We start from the raw sequence: 19,058 nt of genomic DNA on the forward strand, positions 1-19,058 counted from the left end.
TGCAATGCCTCAAGCAAATGTTATGTATTCACCAAATAAAAATATTCGGTATCAACAAACTTGGCACACTATTGAGTTCTCAAACAACAAACACTTACCGGTTCTTTACCCACCATTCCAGGCGGTAATTTCGTCCAGCGTTATATTCATATTCTATAACTTCGAATTCCTGAAAGTCAAATCCATTGTTTGTGATTTGAACCAGTATTCTCAGTTCCCGTTCTTTTCAATTGTTGTCCACAAGACTGTAGAAAAACCTTGATTTTCTGGGGTTCTGCCGCCGTTTCACATCCGGTTATTTCTTCCGTTTTGTTCTCGGCGACAAGGAAAAACTATACACAGGTTTTGGGGGTCCTGCAAATCGGGTGGGTGGTTTTTGACGGTGACCGTGCACACTTAATTCCGGAGCGCCGATTAAAGCCCGGGTTCATGCGGTTCGGTGCTCGCAAAAATCTGTAAAACGCATAAAAATTCGTCTTAAAAGCCGGTAGCCGACCACCTCAGTGGCCGGCTACCGCGATTCAGCTAGTCCTCGACGATCTCTGCGTCAATGACTCTAGGATCATCCAGGGGCAGAGAGCTTGGCGCCACCGTGGGAATGCCGGCGAAGGCCACTGCCGCATTCTCGATCACGCGCTTGGCCATATATCGATTGCCTACGCCACCGATGGCCGCGCCGACCCCAAACGGAACCAAACGGCCGATGGTGCTAGCCGCTTGGGTGCCAATGATCTTGCGCAGGAACTTCTTCTGCATGGTGCGCTGCATTGCAGAGTAGATGCTCGTGGACTTGCTGGCACCGAAGGACTTGGCCCATCCCTGGATTGGACCCCCACCGCGACCTGCGGCCTGGGAAGTCAATCCGGCAATCATCGAGCTGCCCTCATCGCCCATCATGATGCCCATAACCAGGACTCGTGAACGATCCGGATCGTCGATGGCTATGCCGTGCAGCTCTGCCAGGCTTTGCGCATACAGCGCCGAGGCTTCCAGGAAGCCCAGGGTCGCAGTTATGGATAGGCCCAGGGCGATACCGGTACCAACAGCGGGAACGGCTGCGGTTCCACCCACGGCTGCACCGGAACCGGTAACTACGCGCAGGTAATCGCGCTCGACAATAGCTGCCAGCTGGGCAGTAGTAGCGTCAGGGTGCTTTTTGCGCAGCCGCTTGATGTAGGCAAGCACCAGCGGGCGCTGCACGCCGATGCCCTTCATGATGGCGTCCTGCACGCCGGAGCGCGGCTTTCCATCTTTGCCAATCAAAGTCATTGAAATCGGATCGTTTTTCATGATGGCTCCAGCTTAACCGCAAGACCCTGAGAGTTACCTTGGGCTTTGCGCTTTCAAGCAAGCGTCTTGAAAAATTCCTTGAAACTCCCCGACGCTGGTGCAAGAGTTGGCCTATGAAGAACGCTCAGGCCAAACGGTATAACCACGCCTTGAAAAGCGCCGGGATCTCGGAGCATCCGGTCGCGCTGCTCGATCTGGATGCCTTCGATTCCAACGTGATCGCCCTGCGCGAACGGGCCGGAGGTCTGCCGATTCGCATCGCGTCCAAATCCCTGCGTGTACGCAAGGCATTGGAACGGGTCCTGGATGAGCCCGGTTTCCGCGGCGTTCTCTGCTTCACCTTGGCCGAAGCATTATGGCTGGCCAGCCATGGCTTGAAGGACTTGGTGGTTGCCTACCCGCAAACCGATGCCGAAGCGATCAGCCGGTGGGCCGCCAGCGAACAGGCACGCGAAGAGGTAACGCTCATGGTGGATACCCAAGAGCAGTTGGATTTGATCGACAGGATCGCACCGGGGCACGGGCCGCTGAAGGTCGCCCTGGAACTGGATGCTGCCTATTACCCCAGCAGCAACCTCCGTATCGGCGCCGCGCGTTCCCCGCTGACCCGGCCGGAACAGGTCGCCGAACTGGCCGCCCAGGTGCACCGCCGGCGCAACTTCATCTTGGACGGGCTGATGGGCTACGAATCCCAAATCGCTTCGGTCCCCGATGGGGGTTTCAGCCCCAGGGCACTGATCGCCCGCAAGCTGCGCCAAGCCAGCGCCGCCGAACTGGCGGACCGCCGGGCCGAAACCGTGGAATTGGTACGGGAGCTCGGCGACCTGCGGTTTGTAAATGCCGGAGGTACCGGTTCGGTAGAAAGCACCATCCAAGAACCAGCGGTAACCGAAATCGCCGCGGGCTCAGGATTATTCGCGCCCGCGCTCTTCGATTCCTACCGCGCATTCCGCCCCACCCCTGCCCTGTACCTGGGATTCCCGGTAGTCCGCCGTCCCGATGAGCGAACGGTCACCATCCTTGGTGGCGGATGGGCCGCATCGGGCCCAGCCGGCAAGGACCGCTTGCCCACCATCGAGCATCCCAAGAAGCTTCGCTACCTGGCCATGGAAGGCGCCGGCGAAGTGCAGACTCCGCTCACTGGCCCCTCGGCGCATCGCATTGCCATTGGCGATACCGTGTGGCTGCGCCATGCCAAGTCCGGCGAACCGGCCGAACGCGTTAATAAGGCGGCGGTGTACTCCAAGGGCAGGATCGTCGAACAATGGCCTACTTACCGTGGAGAAGGGAAAGCATTCCTGTGAGTACTTTCAGGAATTTCGCACGCACCGTGGTCTCCCACCCAGCAGCTGTCCATTCTCCGCGCAGCATCGCAGAATTAGCACAGAGCCTGGAGCAGGCCGCCGACCAGCACCAGCCGGTGCGCACCGTCGGCGCAGGCCATTCCTTCACTCCGCTGGCAGATACCGACGGGATCTTGCTGAATCTGGATGGCTTTCGCGGCATCGAGGAAGTCGACGCTCGCACCCACGAGGTGACGTTCCGCGCCGGAACCCGGCTCTGGCAGATCCCCGCCCTGCTCAGGCCCTTCAACCTCGCGTTGGAGAATATGGGAGATATCGACAAGCAGTCGGTCGCTGGAGCAATCAGCACCGGCACCCACGGCACGGGCCTGGAATTCAGCGGATTCAGCGCAACGGTCACCGGAGTGCAGCTCATGCTGGCCGATGGGACCCATCTGCGCGCCAGCGCGCAGGAGAATAGCGAATTATTCGAGGCGTCCCGGCTTGGCCTGGGAGTACTGGGGGTGCTCACCCACGTCCGGCTGCGGTGCGTTCCCTACTACATGATGCGTGCGGCTGAATCCATCGAACCCATCGGGCAGATCGCCGAAAGCTTTGTTGATCGTGCCCGGCAAGAAGACCACCTGGAATTCTTCTGGTTCCCGGGCACCAGCAAAGCCCAGGTGAAGATCAATACCCGGCTCGACGGCCAGGTCCCTGCCGATCAACCGCCTGCGGTGGCCCGCTGGCTGAACGATGAGCTGCTCTCCAATGGCGCGTTGCAGCTGCTCAGCTCGCTGAGCGCAGCGGTCCCCCGGACCACTGCCAAATTGAATGAGGTGGCTTGCGCCGCCCTGCCGGAGCGCAGCAGCATCGCGCCATGGAATGAAGCTTTCACCAGTGCGCGACGGGTGCGTTTCACCGAGATGGAGTATGCGCTGCCGCTAGCTGGCTTCGATGAAGCTTTCGCGAAGGTGCGAGCGTATTTCAGGCGTTCGGGAATTGGAGTTTCCTTCCCTGTCGAGGTGCGTACCGCGGCCGAGGACTCCACCTGGTTGGGTACCGCCAGCGGCAGGCAGACAGCATACATTGCCGTGCACCGCTACATTCGGGATAAGGCTCCGGGATACTTCCCGGCCATGGAAGAGATCTTCCGTTCTTTGGGCGGCCGGCCGCATTGGGGCAAGGAACATAGCCTGCAAGCAGCGGATTTGGCGCAGCTCTACCCGAAATTCAGCGATTTCACGAGGGTGCGCCAAACTGCCGATCCGGAGGGACGATTCCTCAATCCTTATCTGCGGGGTTTGCTCGGCATCTAGAACTGGACATCGGTCCAGATCAGCGGGCTTGATGCTTTCACCAAGTCCGGCACCGTTCCTGGCAGGGGCTGGGAACTGCTTGGCGGATGCTCCTGGATGCGGCCCTGGCCCAATACCTGCCAAGTTGCGCTGGGGACCAGGTAGCTTCCGGAATCATTCAAAGCGTTCGCGCGCTTGAGCCCCTGGAGGAATGGTTCAACGCGATCTGCCGCGTTCTCCTGCAAGCCAAGTGCGCCGGCGATGACATAGCGGTCTTCGCCGACTCCTTCTGCTTGCTCGCCCTCATCGGTGCGAACGTAGTCCTCTCCGGCCAGGTAGCCGGTGAGAACCTTCAACTCATCAGCCTGGCGTGCCTTGGCGAATTCCTGGTCCTGTGCATCTGGCTGGGTTTGGGTCGCAAGAATATGCACCGGCTCGCCACGGTATTGGATGGGAATGTCCCACAGCCCGGTGCTCATCACCGGAATGGAGGCGGCCAGCACACCAGAGAAGTCGGTGTGGTGCATCATGTCGTTGGCAACGTCCTGCCACTTGAGCTGGGAAACGCTGGTGACCTGGTCTTGTGCAATCGGGTACTTCGATAGCACGACAATCGAACCCTGCTCGGCGAATGCGGCCTGGCCCCACGCATCCTCGGCGCCGCCGATGACGCCATCAGCGTTCAGATCGGCACCGCTTTGCAGGCCCTTGGAGCCCACGGCCAGGTAGGAATACCCGTATTCCACATCGGCGCGGGCATCGTCGGGATTGTTCAGATACTGGTCGTTCAGTGCATCAACCGCGTCCTGGGTGGCGTCCATATCTGTCAGAACCACCACGTCCGCATTGGCGCTGCTGATCTTGTCTGCAACCTGCGCCGCCTGGCGGTCGGATCCGCGCATCAGGTTCGCGGGCAGCTCCTGGGGGGTTTCGCCGCTGAGATTTGCCTGGATGGTTGCCACGCGAAGCGAGGTCTCGGAAAGCTGCGCTGCGCTGGCACCCGCCGAGTCGCCAGGGCCAGTGGGTGCAGCAAAAGCGCCGGTTGCGGGGAACATCAAAAGTGCCCCTAGACCCAGACTTGCTGTTCCGACTAATAACTTGCGCACTCAACCACCCTACGACGTTCGGCTACCGCTTGCCACCACCTTTACCGGATTGTAATGCCGCAGCCGCGGCGGCCTTCTTGTTCGCGGAAAGGACCTCGTCCATATAAGGAGCACGCACATGCATCGAGACACGGGCATCCACCAGGCACACGCCCCGGGCTCCGGCATCCACCCACTGCTGGACCCCGGCGAGGTCTTCGAGCGTGTCAACGCGGATTCCGGTGGCTCCCATGGCCTTGGCGATACCGGCGAAATCCACGGTCGGGATCAGCATCGGGTCTTCGTGCAGGCCGACGGATCCGTACTGGTGGATTTCCGCTCCGTACGCGGAGTCGTTGTAGATGACGATTACGCCACTTTCCACGGTGCGAACGATCGATTCGAGGTCCGCCAGGCCCATCAGGAAGCCGCCATCGCCGGCGGCCAGCACGACCGTGCGCCCCTGCGCCGCTGGGCCTGCGCCCACCATGGAAGCGATGCCCAGGCCGATGGACTGGTACGCGGTGCCCACGCAGCTCAAGGAGCGTGCACCGGAGGTCGACCAGTACATGGGCCCCCAGCCGATGAAGTGGCCGCCGTCTTGCACCAGCACGCGATTGGCCGGCAGGATCTTCTCCAGTTCGCTGGCCACGCGGCGCGGATCAAGCTGCCCGTCGGCGGCCAGGTCGTCACCGGCCGGACGGGTGCGCAGATTGGACAGGTCCAGGCCTGAACGCCATCCGCCCTGCGCCTGCTCCACCGCACCGAGCAGGTCCGCGGCGGCCAAGGCCGCATCGGCGGTGGCGAAATAGTCCACGCGCGGGTTGGTGGCGGCGCACCCCAGGTCGATCTGGATCAAGCTGGCATCCTGCGCGACCAGATCGCCAAAACGCATGGTGAACTGGTTCAACGAGGCGCCGAGTACCAATACCGTATCGGCCTGCGCGATGATGCGGGCGTTGGCCTCGGTGGAGAAGCCTCCGGTGATGCCCAAATCGAACTCGTAGTCCAGCAGGTCGCGGGCCAGCAACGTACCCGAGGTGGTGGCGTCCAGCTTCTGCGCCAGCGACTGGACCTGCGCGGCGGCATCGATCGCGCCGCGGCCATAGAGGATGTGGGTGCGCTGCGAGGCGTTGAGCTTTCCAGCGATCTGCTCCAGCTGGGTGGAGTTCAGCTGCGGTGCCGGAGGGGTGCTGCGCAGGGAGGCGAAATCAGGCAGCTGCTCTTCGAGCGAATCCACCGCGGCCAAATCATAAGGGATCGCCAAAACAACCGGCATCTGTTCGCGCAACGCCCGGGCGGCCGCCTCCAGAGCAGTGGCACCCGGGTTGTCGCGGTCAACGACGTAGCGCGGCGCTCGCACTGCTGTGTCGATCGCGGCCTGGTCGACGTCCCAGCCACGCAGGCCGGAAGTTGGCGCGTCGCCGGTGACGAACAGCAGCGGGGTCCGGGCCGCGGCGGCTTCAGCCAGTGCGGTGATGGTGTTGGTGTAGCCGGCACCGTAAGTGGTGGAGGCGATGGCCAGCTTATTGGAGATGCGGAAGTAGGCGTCGGCGGCCGAAACGGCGGCCGATTCGTGGCGCACGGCGGTGTAGTCGAAGCCTGCACGCACTGCGGCGTCGAGGAAGTGGGCATTGCCGTTGCCCATCAATCCGAAGATCCGCGGGGCCAGCGGCTTGAGGGCGTGGGCAATGGCAGCTGAAACGCTAGACATTATGGACTCTTTTCAAGAAATCGTGCTGAAGAAATTCCATATATGTCTGCCGTTACCGGTTGCTGGACCGCAACGGGTATCGCCCCTTTTGAGAGCGCCGGAACCTGGCGGGGCCATGTTCCTGACTCACTGATGATAAGGCAGGAACCGCGCCTGGCGCTAGGCCGCTAGTGCGCCTTCCCATTAACACTTCCCCCGGGGGCGATCTCGCAGCGTTCCGAGCGATGCGTCCACGCACCTCGGTCCTGTCCCCGCGCTTGGCTGCACCGGACGCCGAATGGCGCCACGGCGCCGTGCACGGGGCCAAAAGTTTCACCCGGGCTCGGTGTTCGAGGTCGAAGTGTCATCCGAAAGTACCATGTACAGCAATTTTCAGATTCGATACTATCGAAATAACACTTAGTTGACTTGATCTTTATATGACAACTACCGGACATTATCGAGAAGGAACGCATGCTGAAGTTCTTGGGAATCACCTCTGAAGCACCTGCCGACGGATCAATCCCCGCGTGGCAGGGCGTCTCCAAGAAACACCGGGGCATCGCATTCGCCATTTCGCTTGCGCTGGGATTGGCCACGTTCCTGGTAACCCGCTGGCTGCTTTCCGACCTGCCGCCAGAAGGCTACTTGCCGCTCGTTCCCTGGAACGCGGCCGCCGCCATTCTGCTCATCAGCACGCTGGTGGCCGAGCGCGGATTGATCCGCAACGCGCCCGCCGAAACCTGCGAAATCTAGGCGCCAGAACTGGGGGCGGTACGGAGAGCCGCACTCGCCCCCAACTTCGCGGAACTTCGCTGCTGCTCATCAAGCGCGGCGAACGGCGAATTCAGCAGCGCGACGGGCATTAAGCGCCCGGTGCGATCCGCCAGCCATTCGTCATGGACGAGGCCAGCGACCTGCCCGGCTACGGCGAAACTGCCGATGGAGCGCTCTTCGACTACGGCTTCGGGCTCAGCTACTAGCCACAAACGTCCCATCAACGCAGGAGGGCTTTGGCTGGCAAATTTGCCATCCAAAGCCCTCCTGCTTATTTCATGGAACTCACGGCCAGCCCCGCTGCTGTCCTAAATTTCAGCTCCGCCCGTTCCGATCCACTGCTATTTAGCCTGGACTAATGGCAGGACAGCCTTGTAGTCCCCCTCCTGGCGAGTCCAGAATTCGTCATAGTCGGTCGCATTTTGGTAGCTAGTTGCCAATCCGAGGTTTTCCATCTTTTCAACTACTGCCTCGTCTTCAATCGCAGTTTGCAGGGCAGCTTCCAGCTTCTTGCCCACTTCCTCTGGCAGGCCTTCTGGTGCCGCATAACCACGGGCAGTCGTCGCGATCACGTCGTATCCTTCTTCAGCGAATGTCGGTACGTCCGGCAGCGCGTCGGTGCGTTCGGCATCCATCACCCCGAGCACTCTGGCTTTGCCCTGATTCGCCAAGTCAACTACCTCGCTGATATTCCCGACAAGCACTTCCACGTGCTTGCCCAGGAAGGCGGTAGATGCCTGGGAAGCTCCCTCAGAGAAGTGCACTGGGCTGAATGCAGAACCAGTGGCCTCGTTGATCTGGGCAATCGCGAAATGCTCACCGCCCATCTGCCCTGTGGTTGTTGCATTTAGCGCACCCGGGGTTGCCTTGCTTTCTTCGATCAGATCCTTGAGACTCGAATATTTGCTGTCCGGCTGAACCGCAATCACCATCGGATCCACAACCTGGCGGCCCAGGGGCTGCAGGTCGCTGCGGGTGAAGGCCGCACCGCGGGATTCGTCCATGGGAATGACGACAATTGAAGGCGACCCAACGGCACCAATGGTGTAGCCATCAGCCTTGGCATTGGCCAACGCCGTATAGCCAATCTGACCACCGGCACCTGGTTTGTTTACCACCTCAACGTTGGTCCCGAGCTCTTTTTCGAGTATGGGCTGGATCAGCCGGGCAGCTGTGTCCACAGGTCCACCCGGCGAGAACGCTACTACTAGTTCAACGGATTTGCCGTTTTTGGGGAACTCTTCCCCTCCGCCACCTGATGCTGCGTTGCTTGATCCGCAGCCTGCTGCAGCCAAGGTGAATGCTCCAACGGCAAGAATCGAGATCATGCGTTTCATTGTGTTTCCTTCGGGTTGAGTGAATAGATTTTGCGTTGTCTAGCTTTCGGGGTCTTCAGCTGCCAGCACAGCTGGCTTACGCAATTTCAAGAGCGGACTGCAGACGATTGCCAAGGCGACGAGCAGCAACACCATCGTGATAGGACGATCAAAGAAGATCGCGAAGCTGCCATGCGAAATATCCAATGATTCGCGAAGGGATCGCTCCATCAACGGACCCAGGACAAGTGTCAGGACCATTGGGGCAAGGGGAATATCCAGCCGGCGAAGACCGAGGCCCACCAGTCCGAAGATGATCATCACGAAGACATCGAAAACGGAAAAATTGATCGTGTACGCCCCCACGACCATGAACATCAAGATCAGGCCTGCCAGGATCGGGTATGGAACCTTCAAGATGGAAGTCCACAAGCCGACAAGTGGAACGTTGAGAATAAGCAGTAGTACGTTGCCGATGAAAAGGCTGGCGATAATTGTCCACGCCAATGTGCTATGTTCAGCGAACAACGTCGGCCCAGGAGTCAGGCCTTGCTGCAGGAAAGCTCCCATCAGTACCGCGATCGTAGGCGAGGCAGGAATGCCCAAAGTGAATAGCGGGATTAGTGCCCCGTTGGCGTGAGCGTTGTTGGCAGTCTCGGGACCGGCTACCCCTTCGATGGCTCCTTGCCCGAGCTGGTGGCGGTACTTCGAGAATTTCTTCTCAGCCCCATAGGAAAGCAGGGAAGAAACCGATCCGGTCATGCCTGGAATGAGCCCCATGGCAAAGCCAATGCCTGTACCTCGGGCAAAGGCCGGCGTGCTGCGTGCCCAGTCCGTGCGCGATGGGAGCAAAGCTCGCAAGCCCGGGGCCTGCGCAACGGATTGATTCTTTCCCGGGCGGTAAGACAAGATCTCAGACAAGCCGAAAATGCCTACGATCACGGCCACGAATGACACACCGTCGAGCAATCGATCCATGCCGAAGGTAAAACGCGGAGCGCCCATGACCGGGTCAATGCCCACCATCGAAATCAGCAGGCCCAACGCTCCAGAAATCAAGGCCCTGACCATCGACTTCCCCGCTAGCGCCACCAGCAGCGAGATCCCGACTACAACGAGTGCGAAGAATTCTGGCGGGCCGATGAGCAACCCCAAGCTTCCCAGCGGCTTGGCCGCAATGACCAAGCCGACGGTGGCGATTGTGCCACCGACGAATGATCCGACAGCAGCGATAGTCAGTGCTACACCAGCACGGCCAATCTTCGTCATCTGATAGCCATCGATGGCGGTGATCGCCGAGGCTGCTTCACCGGGCGTATTGAGCAGAACGCTGGTTATTGTTCCACCGTAGGTAGTGCCATAGAAGATAGCGCACAGCATGATGATGGAACCAGCAGGATCGAGGTTCAGAGTCAGCGGGATCAACAATGCGATTCCCGCGACCGGCCCGATACCGGGCAGAACTCCGATAACAGTGCCCAATAGGCAGCCGACAAATGCGAACAGCAGGTTTTGCCACGTCATCGCCTCGGCAAAACCCATCATGAGTTCGTTGAGAACATCCATCTCAAAGTCCAATCAAATTCAAGGGCGGAACAGATGCCAGAGGAAGCGAAACGTGCAGGACCTTTGTGAACAGGTAGAACACGCCTACACTCCCGCAAAGAGAAATCACTACTGCTCTAATCCACCCGATCCGAGCTCGGAAGTTCAGGTGGTACATCAGGAAAGCCAGCATGCTCAGCTGGAAACCGAGAAACGGCAACGCTGCCGCCAGTACAACCAGGCTGGCCACAACCGCAAATACTTGCGCCCGCTCGAAAGCCTCAGCCTCACCCGGCTCCTGTGGCGCGGAACGCTCCTGGATGAACCAGACAATGGCTAGAACAACGAGGAACGCGCCGAGCACCGCAGGAAAGAACCCGGCACCCGGCCCCATGCTGCTCCATAGTCCTAAACTCACCGAACCTATAAGCGCGTACAGACCGACAAGGCCGATGATTGCTTGGCCGGCCACTACCGGCCACACGCCAGGAGGGTTCTGCCTCTCCGTTAGATCGCTCGACACGACTTCCTCCGATTACATAGTTCGTTCAGAAATTTCATACAGTAAAATTGTTTAGCGCTCCATGAAATAGTGACATGACGCACAAGTGGCAGTCAAGGAAGTGTGCCAAATTACAAAATAATTGCGTAGAATGAAATCATGGCGGTAGAAAAAGATAAGTCTGAAGCTCCCAACGGCATGAGGTCACTCACCCGGGCCATTGCCGTATTCGAGCAGATCCAGCGCTACGAACACCCCCGGCGACTCAGCGCAATTGCCGCCGACATGGGGATGAGCTCGCCTACGACCCTGCGCATCCTCAGGGTGCTGCAGGAAGCCGGCCTGGTCAGCCAAACTGACAAGAGCTACCGATTGGGTCCAGCGGTATTGCCTGCTGCCCGAGTTTTCCTGGAGAACGACCCCCTGCCCCGGGTGGCCCAACCAATCCTCCAGCAGCTCTCGCAGGCAACCAAGCTGACAGCGTCGCTCTACACTCGCCTCGGCAGCGAGCGCGTACTGGTTGAACGCGTGGTAGGAGAGACTTCGCTTGGGTACAACTTGCCGCAAGGCCGCCGCCTGCCGCTTACTGCCGGTGCTGCAGGGCGCATCCTCCTTCGTGGTGCCGATGATGACGAACTAACCCGGATCGCCGAATCTTCAAGGCGCCTGCAGTACGAAGCGGAGAATTTCGATCTTGAGGCCATCAGGGTTCGGACACCCCGCCTCGATTCGAACTACGCTATTTCCGAGGATGAGCGCGCACTGGGAATTATTTCCATCGCCGTGGCCGTCCCAGCTCGCCAAGGCCTTCCCACCGAAGCCCTCTCGCTGACCGGACCCATAGCCACGATCCCCCGCGACACACTGGAAGCCAAGGCCCCCGAACTACTCCAGGCAGCTCGACGCCTGTCCGATTTGCTGGCAAGCAGCGTCTACTAGCCGCCCACCAGATAACATCGCGCAAATTCCGCCTTTCGCGTCCGTGCGCCGCCTCGATCCTGCGCGCCATTAAATACCGCGGCACAGGCGCTAGAACCCTCCCGGAATCGCTTTGCCTGGAGCCACGCGCAGCTTGCGCCCCGCTCCTGCAAGGCTGAACCTTCGAAACCTCCCCGCGAAATCCTCCTTGACACTGTGATGCAGAACATGTCATGATTCCATACATCATCAATTAATTGCGTAGTGTGAAATCTAAGAACATATAATGAAATGTTCTCTTGTGAAATTCTGCGCCACAGGCCTTGGAATAGGTGACCAGTGAACCAATCGACTGAATACATACAAGTCAGCCAATCTACGATCGACCGGCTCACCGAGCTTCCTGCTGCCAACATCGGCGATGCCATGCAACGACTTGGAATCGCTTCGGCGGAGATACAAGCCGTCTGGGAAGGAGCCAAGTTGGCGGGTCCCGCCTACACCGTCTGGGTAGCCCCCGGCGACAATGCCGGGATTCATGAGGCGCTCAAGCACGTTCAACCAGGTGAAGTCATCATGGTCAATGGCGGCGGCTACACAGACCGCGCGCTGCTCGGTGAGCTGATCGGCGAACGCGCTGTTTCAAAGGGGGTCGCCGGCTTTGCCATTGATGGAGCGGTGCGAGACGCAGTGGATCTCGGAGAAATCCGCCTGCCAGTGTTTGCCCGTGCTACTAGCCCTGCCGGCCCATACAAGAATGGCCCTTTCGAAATTAACGGCACCATCGCGTTCGGTGGCGTTGCAGTGAGCCCTGGCGATATTGTCATCGGCGATTCGGATGGTCTGGTAATCGTTCCAGCCAGCCGTGCCGAGGAAATCGCCACTGCCGCGGAAGCCGTGCATCTCGACGAGAGCCAGCGCCGCGCGGCCATTCTTGCTGACCGAAATATCTCCCATTCCTAATTATCTAAGGCCCTAACACTATGAAATGTGCACTCATCGGACTAGGTGAAGTCGGGCAGATTTACGCTGCCGCGCTACTCGAAGCTGGACATGAAATCACCGGCTATGATCCTTTCATCAGCGACGCTCCGCAACGCGTGGAACTGGCCCGGTCAGCCGCGGAAGCAGTCAAGGATGCGGACGTCGTTTTAGTTCTGACCGCCGCTGGCGCTGCATCGGAGGTAGCCCAAGAATGCTTGCCCGCAATGAAAGCGGGCTCTGGTTATGCGGATCTGACCAGTTCTTCCCCCAAGATCATGGAAAAACTGGGCTCCACGTCGGGCCAGGTCAACTTCATTGACGTCGCGATCCTCGGACCCGTCATTGCACAGGGGGCAAAAACACCGTTGATGGCCAGCGGCCAAGGAGCGGAGGACTTTGCTGATCTTCTTAAATCTGTGGGAGCACCGGTTGAAGTCGTGGAGGGTGGACCGGGCAGCGCCATGGCTCATAAGCTGCTGCGAAGCGTCTTTACCAAGGGCCTTGCGTCCGTGGTGATCGAGGCAGTTCGCGCTGGCGCCGCTGCGGGACTTGAACCATGGGTCCGAGCAGAGATCTCCAAAATGCTGGCCGGCGACGGCCAGGCAACTATCGACCGCTTCTTGACCGGTACGGCCAAGCACGCAGTACGCCGTGCAGCAGAAATGCGTTCCACCGGCGGATATTTGGAAGACTTGGGCGTCCCCCGTGAAATGACCGATGCCTCTGCCAGTGCAATGGAGCGTATGGCAATCGATAATAGGATGACAGCTGGCTAGCGGCGACGCGGGCGAGCATCGGAAGGAACCATCATGATTGGCATCTGGGCGCTGGGCGTCTACCTCGCGGTCATCATCATTTGGACGGTCTTGCTACGCCGTAACGTCGGTGAAGCAATGATTCTTGGCTTCATCGTCGCCGCAGCATTCAGTGGCAAGCAGATGATGTCCGTTGGCTGGGTTGCGCTCTATGAAGCGCTCACCGATGAAATTGTCTATGCAACAGTGATCTTTGTGTTCATGGGTTACCTGCTCGAACGCGCAGGGGTCATGGAACGCATGATCAACCTGCTGGACTCGTTGATCGGCGGCAGCAAAGGCGGCGCCGCCTACGTGTCCACGGTGTCCTCGGCCGGGTTGGGCAGCATCGTGCATAACCAAGCAGCCATCGCCGCAACTGTCGGTTCAATTACCATCCCATGGATGGAACGATCAAAGATCGACCGTCCTACGGCGGCGACCATCGTGGCTGGCAACGCGGGCATGGGAATCACTTTCCCATTCAGTGCCTCGATGTTCGTCCTGGTGGGTTCCTCAACCGTCGGCCCATTGCTATCAGCAAACGAGCTCATCGTTCCGCTGATTTTTGGCGGGCTCTGGTGCGTTGCGCACCGCCTGGTCGTTACCTATATCTTGGTCCGCCGGAGCGGCGCACAATCAACACCGAAGGAACAACGGCAGCAGCTATCGGTCGCATTCAAGCAAGGATGGACCACGCTGCTATTGTTCGTCGGTGTCGCTTTTCCAATGATCATCACCAGCGGATTCATGGCCGAAGTACTGAGCGAGCATACGGAAACTGATGTGTCCAAAGCTGTCAGCCCGATTTTCTGGATTCCTATCGTATTGATCATTATGGGTTTGCTGCTCGGATTCAGTAAGCTGCCGCGAACGGCCAAAGAATGGTCGCAGATGATCGAGGCTTCCATCCCCCGTTTCGGCATCGTAGGAATTACCGTGCTATTCGCTTTCGCCGGAGCTAATGCCCTGGCAAGCACCGGCTTGCCGGAGCAGTTGACTGCAGTGCTGAACCAGCTTGACTTGCCGGTATGGCTGCTTGCCCTGGTGATTGGATTGATCGTGGTTGCAGTGGCTGCTCCGCTGTCATCAACGGCGACGATGGCCGCCGTGGGAACCGTGGGTGTTGCAGCGCTGGTTGCCGCCGGTGTTCCAGCACCAACTGCGGCGGTCGCAGTGCTGGTGTTCTCCTCTTGTGAAGCAGCCGTACCGCCGGGAGGAGCCCCGTTATACGTCGCGTGCGGCATCGCCGGCGTCAACCCGTATAACACCTTCCGCCGCATGATGCTGTTCTATGCTCTTCCATTGTTGGCAATCGGCGTGCTGATTGCTTCCGGAATCTTGCCGGTCTAAACCCACAGGGGGCCAAAATGTACCGATCTATACTTCGAAAAACCTTCGTCGCTTCCTTGGCCGTGGCGTTGTGTGGCGGAATCGTCTTCGTCCTATTGCAGCTGGTGGGGATTATTGCAGGCAATGCAATGCTTCTGGCCGCACCCAACACGGTATTCAAAACGATACTTTGCATCAGCGCGTCCGTCTCTTCGATTGCCGCGTATCTGATGCTCCATGTGGGCTCCACCCCGCTGGAATACGCGCAGGAGAACTCGTCAAAGTGAGCGATCAGAAAAAGTATCCTACTCGTGCCGAACTGAAACAACGTCCGGGCGCCCTTGCAGGTACTTCATGGGACCTGTTCAGCCCTCCTTCTGCTGGCGTTCCCCAAAAAATCGATGCGGCCAAACGAATTCAGGCGGCTGCTTCAGTTCGCCTGGGTGAAACCTTCGGGCTTGATTATCCGATCGATGCCTTTTCACCTGGGATGTCCAAAACACGTAGCGCGCCAAAGCACCATATTTTCGGCAACCATGTGGCCCATCGCGATGACTATCTGGACAGCTTTTACCTTCAGGGCTCGTCGCAGATCGATGGGCTGCGCCACCGGCGTTCTGATGAAGTGGGATTTTACAACGGTGTGCCCGATGAGAAGATCATCCCCGGAACCACCGAACTGGGCATCCAGTACTGGTCGGATCAACCCATTGTTACTCGTGGCCTCTTGGTGGACGTTGACGGTTTCACTAGAGCTCAGGGCCAAGACCTGGACCATGCAAATGGTGTGCCGATCCCGCTATCCCTGCTCCTTGCTGCCATGGAGCACCAAGGCATTGAGCTGGAACAGGGCGATGCGCTGCTGATTCACACCGGCTGGAGCGAATGGTTCTTGGGTCTGTCCCCCGAAGAAAAATCCAGGCAACGTGATTCCGGCAAGGCGACCGGGTTGGCGCAGTCCGAAGAACTGCTGGACATGGCGTGGGACTCGGGGCTGAGCATCCTGGCGGCAGATAACTTTGCCGTTGAATGCCTCCCGCCTGTAGCCGATTCCCCCTTCATCACCACAGCTCCGAATGATCGCGGGATGATGCACCAAGAGTTCTTGGCAAAACTCGGGCTTCCGCTCGGAGAGTTGTGGCGCCTGGGGCCTTTGGCCCGCCGGATGAACCAGTTGCAACGTTGGGATTGTTTTCTCGCCATCAAGCCGCTCAACGTCATTGGCGGAACGGGATCTCCAGCAAATGCCACCGCGATGATCTAGCGGTAGAATCGCTATCCTTCCGCCGTTGCCAAGAAGCGCAGGCGGCCATCTCCAGATGGAGCTCAGGTCTGGAGCAGCTGTTCAATGTCTTCCGCCGGCCGATCTTGGCAATACTAGCTAGGATCCAGCCCAGCCCCGTGTAGATCTGCCCCAAGAAGTGCACGTCATTTCCATGCGGTGCCCGGCAGACAGCGACAGCCATTAGGAGGCATTGTCGTTTCCGTCGCAACTGCGCGGGATGACCGCCGACCAGCGCGCCATACCTTCAGGGTAGCGTCGCCAGAAGCGGAACTCACTTGGCCCAAGGCCTCGCGCCGCTCGTGCCCGGCTGCTTTAATGGGCTCCGGAGTAGCGATTTAACCGCAGAGGCTATGTCCTCGTGTTCTTCGAGCATCGAGTGTTACAGATACTTGAACGTTTCGCTCACGCGATCCCCGATGGCCTGTTGCACCTGCTTAAAATGCGCGTCCTCACGTTGAAACTGAGGAAAATCTGCCCCGTTCTCCCCCTCGATCTTCTGTCACACGAGCTCCGCCAACGGGGTTCCCGCGGGTCGGGGAAGTCCGAATTGAGCTACCTGATGCTGTTCAGGCGCGCAGCTACTTTTCGTTTCCGTGGCTGGCCGCGTAGTCCTGCGCGCTCATCTGGCCCAGGCGCGAACGGCGCCGGCCGTAGCCAAGGTAGAGCGCTGCGCCGACGATCATCCAGATGATGAACACCAGCCAGGTATGCCAACCGAGCTGGCTCATCAGGAACAGGCAAGCGAAGATGCCCAGGATCGGGGTGAGCGGGTACAGCGGCACGCGGAAGGTGCGCTCGGCCTTGGGCTGGGTTCTGCGCAGGTAGATCACCGAGGCGCCGACCAGCGCGAAGGCGAACAGCGTGCCGATGCTGGTGGCGTCGGCCAGTGCGCCCAGCGGGATGAACCCGGCAGTGACCGCCACCAGGATGCCGGTGATCCAGGTGCCGGCGACCGGGGTGCCGGTGCGGGCCGAGACCTTGCCGAACACCGCCGGCACCAGCCCGTCGCGCGACATGGCCAGCAGGATGCGGGTCTGGCCGTAGAGCACGGTGAGCACTACCGAGGCGATGGCCAGCACGGCGGCGACCGCGAAGACCAGCACGAAGGCCGGCTGCCCGGTCAGTTCGCCGATGATCTGCACCAGCGGCGCCTGTGCGCCTTCGAACCAGTTCCATTCGCGCGCGCCGATCGCCGAAACGGCCACTAGCACGTAGCTGATGGTCACGATCAGCATGGAGAGCATGATCGCCCGGGGCAGGTCGCGCTTCGGGTTCTTGGCTTCCTCGCCGGCCGTCGAGGCGGCGTCGAAGCCGATATAGGAGAAGAACACGCTCGATGCCGCCGCGGTCACGCCGGCGGCGCCCATTGGCAGCAGCGGCTCGAAGTTGCCCGCATTGAAAGCGCTGAAGGCGACGGCCGAGAAGAAGAGCAGGATGCCGGCCTTGATGGCCACGACGATCGAGTTCACGATGGCCGACTCGCGCGCCCCGCGCACCAGCAGCAAGGTGGCCAGTGCGACGACGATCAGCGCCGGCAGGTTCACCACTCCGCCGTCGGCCGGGCCGCCAGCCAGCAGCTCGGGCAGCTCCATGCCGAAAGTGCGCAACGTTTCGTTCACGTACTGGCCCGAACCCACGGCCACCGCAGCCACCGACACCGCGTATTCGAGCACCAGGCACCAGCCGCAGATCCAGGCGATGCCTTCGCCCATGGTGGCATAGGAATAGGAATAGCTGGAGCCGGAAACCGGAACCATGCCGGCCATTTCGGCGTAGGACACCGCCGAAAGCAGCGCGGTAATGCCCGCGATCACGAACGAGATCCAGATGGCCGGACCGGCGATCGGCACGGTATCGCCGAGGATCACCAGGATGCCGGTGCCCATGGTGGCGCCGACGCTGATCATGGTCAGCTGCCACATGCCCAAGGTGCGGCGCAGCTGGCCTGCCCCTGCATTGGTTTCCGCTTCGGCGATCATATTCGTGATCGACTTGCGGCGGCGCAGCTGCGCGCCCAGCAGGGTGGCCGGACTGGAGCTCACGGACGGTTTGCGGTTCATCGCGGATCCTCAAGGGGAATGGTGGTGCTGCCTCGCCCCTGCCTAGGATGCGGCCGGGCGCTGCGCGTGGAAGTTCTGAACTGGAATATCATGTCATAATCCAGCTGGCCCCGACTTTTCAGGAATCCGGCGGGTTCACACTAATTCCCGCTTCTTCTTGGCATTAGCCGTATTTGCGCATCGCTCGGCAGCCAGCTTTTGAGATGGATTTCATGATCGGGAATGCATATTTATGCATTTTATTCCGCTTCGCGCACTCTCGCCTATCGAAAACCCCTGAAGTTTTCCATACCATTAGAAGACATATTCGAACAAGCGAAGTATAATTAGAACATGTCCGAAGCAAAGGCGCACGGAAACAGCCTCACCCCACCAGCACCCCCCGAGGAATTCGACCTCCACGTCCAAACCGTGCAAAACGACCTCTCCGCCCTCGAAGAACACGGCAGCAAAGCCGACTGCGCCCACGGCATCGAACTACTGGAAGCCCTCATCTCCGCAGCACGCTGCAAACAGGCCGGCCTCGCCCACCAAATCGAAAAAGAATACGTCCGCGACCACGAAGAACGCGGCATCCACCTCGATGACCAAACCCGCGGCGCAGCCGCCTGCGTCGCCCTGGCCCGCAAGCAATCACCGCACGGCATGCGCAACTACCTGGTCAATTGCCGCATCCTCTTCGAAGACACCCCGAACCTCGCCGCCGCCTGCGCCCGCGGCGAATTCACCGAAGCCCAAACCCAAGCCATCCTCACCCCGCTCCAAGACCTCAAACCCCAGCGCCGCACCGAATTCGACCACCTCTACGCCCAGAACCCGCACATGTTCGAATCCATGGGCACCACCCAAATCAAGGAAACAGTCCGAAAATTCGCCCTGGCCTACATCTCCGACCC

The 19,058-nt window shown here is 59.7% G+C and carries 17 protein-coding genes and 1 pseudogene; 10 read left to right on the forward strand and 8 right to left on the reverse strand.

Annotated elements, in window-relative coordinates:
- Positions 1-525: 525 nt before the first annotated feature.
- Positions 526-1,290: a hypothetical protein gene (locus tag ACIOJF_RS17795; RefSeq protein WP_402741992.1), complete on the reverse strand. Its 765-nt coding sequence runs from the start codon at positions 1,288-1,290 to the stop codon at positions 526-528.
- Positions 1,291-1,403: 113 nt separating this feature from the next.
- Between ACIOJF_RS17795 and ACIOJF_RS17800 the strand changes: the two genes are divergently transcribed.
- Positions 1,404-2,594, forward strand: coding sequence for an alanine racemase (locus ACIOJF_RS17800; protein WP_105658968.1), 1,191 nt, complete (start codon positions 1,404-1,406; stop codon positions 2,592-2,594).
- Positions 2,591-3,892, forward strand: coding sequence for a D-arabinono-1,4-lactone oxidase (locus tag ACIOJF_RS17805; protein WP_402741993.1), 1,302 nt, complete (start codon positions 2,591-2,593; stop codon positions 3,890-3,892). Before ACIOJF_RS17800 ends, ACIOJF_RS17805 begins: the two co-directional genes overlap by 4 nt.
- Here ACIOJF_RS17805 and ACIOJF_RS17810 read toward each other — a convergent pair.
- Together ACIOJF_RS17810 and ACIOJF_RS17815 are read right to left on the reverse strand one after the other, a co-directional pair.
- Positions 3,889-4,926, reverse strand: coding sequence for an endonuclease/exonuclease/phosphatase family protein (locus ACIOJF_RS17810; RefSeq protein ID WP_105658970.1), 1,038 nt, complete (start codon positions 4,924-4,926; stop codon positions 3,889-3,891). The two genes, ACIOJF_RS17805 and ACIOJF_RS17810, sit on opposite strands and share 4 nt — an antisense overlap.
- Positions 4,927-4,999: 73 nt before the next feature.
- Positions 5,000-6,670, reverse strand: a complete 1,671-nt coding sequence (locus ACIOJF_RS17815) for a thiamine pyrophosphate-binding protein (RefSeq protein ID WP_133835101.1) — start codon at positions 6,668-6,670, stop codon at positions 5,000-5,002.
- 453 nt (positions 6,671-7,123) lie between these two features.
- On the opposite strand from ACIOJF_RS17815, the gene ACIOJF_RS17820 reads away from it, so the two are divergent.
- Complete coding sequence (locus tag ACIOJF_RS17820; protein ID WP_105658972.1) at positions 7,124-7,405, forward strand: hypothetical protein; 282 nt, start codon at positions 7,124-7,126, stop codon at positions 7,403-7,405.
- Here the strand turns inward: ACIOJF_RS17820 and ACIOJF_RS17825 are convergent.
- The 4 genes from ACIOJF_RS17825 to ACIOJF_RS17840 all read right to left on the reverse strand — a co-directional run bounded on the left by ACIOJF_RS17825 (position 7,402) and on the right by ACIOJF_RS17840 (position 10,810).
- Positions 7,402-7,647, reverse strand: a complete 246-nt coding sequence (locus ACIOJF_RS17825; RefSeq protein ID WP_166650884.1) for a hypothetical protein — start codon at positions 7,645-7,647, stop codon at positions 7,402-7,404. The two genes, ACIOJF_RS17820 and ACIOJF_RS17825, sit on opposite strands and share 4 nt — an antisense overlap.
- Before the next feature lie 120 nt (positions 7,648-7,767).
- Positions 7,768-8,763 carry a tripartite tricarboxylate transporter substrate binding protein gene (locus ACIOJF_RS17830; RefSeq protein WP_133835099.1) on the reverse strand — a complete coding sequence of 332 codons (996 nt, stop codon included), beginning with the start codon at positions 8,761-8,763 and terminating at the stop codon, positions 7,768-7,770.
- 39 nt (positions 8,764-8,802) lie between these two features.
- Complete coding sequence (locus ACIOJF_RS17835; protein WP_133835098.1) at positions 8,803-10,308, reverse strand: tripartite tricarboxylate transporter permease; 1,506 nt, start codon at positions 10,306-10,308, stop codon at positions 8,803-8,805.
- 1 nt (position 10,309) lies between these two features.
- Positions 10,310-10,810, reverse strand: coding sequence for a tripartite tricarboxylate transporter TctB family protein (locus ACIOJF_RS17840; protein WP_286172352.1), 501 nt, complete (start codon positions 10,808-10,810; stop codon positions 10,310-10,312).
- 138 nt (positions 10,811-10,948) lie between these two features.
- Between ACIOJF_RS17840 and ACIOJF_RS17845 the strand changes: the two genes are divergently transcribed.
- From ACIOJF_RS17845 to ACIOJF_RS17870, 6 genes are all read left to right on the forward strand, one after another.
- The gene (locus ACIOJF_RS17845; protein WP_133835097.1) at positions 10,949-11,728 is read left to right on the forward strand and encodes an IclR family transcriptional regulator; all 780 of its coding nucleotides are present in this window, start codon (positions 10,949-10,951) and stop codon (positions 11,726-11,728) included.
- A gap of 318 nt (positions 11,729-12,046) precedes the next feature.
- The gene (locus ACIOJF_RS17850; protein ID WP_286172351.1) at positions 12,047-12,670 is read left to right on the forward strand and encodes a methyltransferase; all 624 of its coding nucleotides are present in this window, start codon (positions 12,047-12,049) and stop codon (positions 12,668-12,670) included.
- A gap of 20 nt (positions 12,671-12,690) precedes the next feature.
- Positions 12,691-13,467: an NAD(P)-dependent oxidoreductase gene (locus tag ACIOJF_RS17855; protein WP_133835096.1), complete on the forward strand. Its 777-nt coding sequence runs from the start codon at positions 12,691-12,693 to the stop codon at positions 13,465-13,467.
- 33 nt (positions 13,468-13,500) lie between these two features.
- Entirely contained in the window at positions 13,501-14,838 is a 1,338-nt protein-coding gene (locus tag ACIOJF_RS17860; protein ID WP_133835095.1) for a TRAP transporter large permease subunit, read from the forward strand.
- Positions 14,839-14,855: 17 nt separating this feature from the next.
- Positions 14,856-15,104 carry a hypothetical protein gene (locus ACIOJF_RS17865; protein WP_133835094.1) on the forward strand — a complete coding sequence of 83 codons (249 nt, stop codon included), beginning with the start codon at positions 14,856-14,858 and terminating at the stop codon, positions 15,102-15,104.
- Entirely contained in the window at positions 15,101-16,081 is a 981-nt protein-coding gene (locus ACIOJF_RS17870; RefSeq protein ID WP_133835093.1) for a cyclase family protein, read from the forward strand. Before ACIOJF_RS17865 ends, ACIOJF_RS17870 begins: the two co-directional genes overlap by 4 nt.
- Positions 16,082-16,680: 599 nt before the next feature.
- On the opposite strand, the gene ACIOJF_RS17875 is transcribed toward ACIOJF_RS17870, so the two are convergent.
- A complete protein-coding gene (locus ACIOJF_RS17875; RefSeq protein WP_402741994.1) occupies positions 16,681-18,162 on the reverse strand; it encodes an amino acid permease in 1,482 nt (493 codons plus the stop codon).
- 333 nt (positions 18,163-18,495) lie between these two features.
- On the opposite strand from ACIOJF_RS17875, the pseudogene ACIOJF_RS17880 reads away from it, so the two are divergent.
- Positions 18,496-19,058 (forward strand): annotated as a pseudogene (locus tag ACIOJF_RS17880) (HNH endonuclease); the annotation flags it as partial.

Source organism: Glutamicibacter sp. NPDC087831, assembly GCF_044742845.1.
Classification (GTDB): domain Bacteria; phylum Actinomycetota; class Actinomycetes; order Actinomycetales; family Micrococcaceae; genus Glutamicibacter.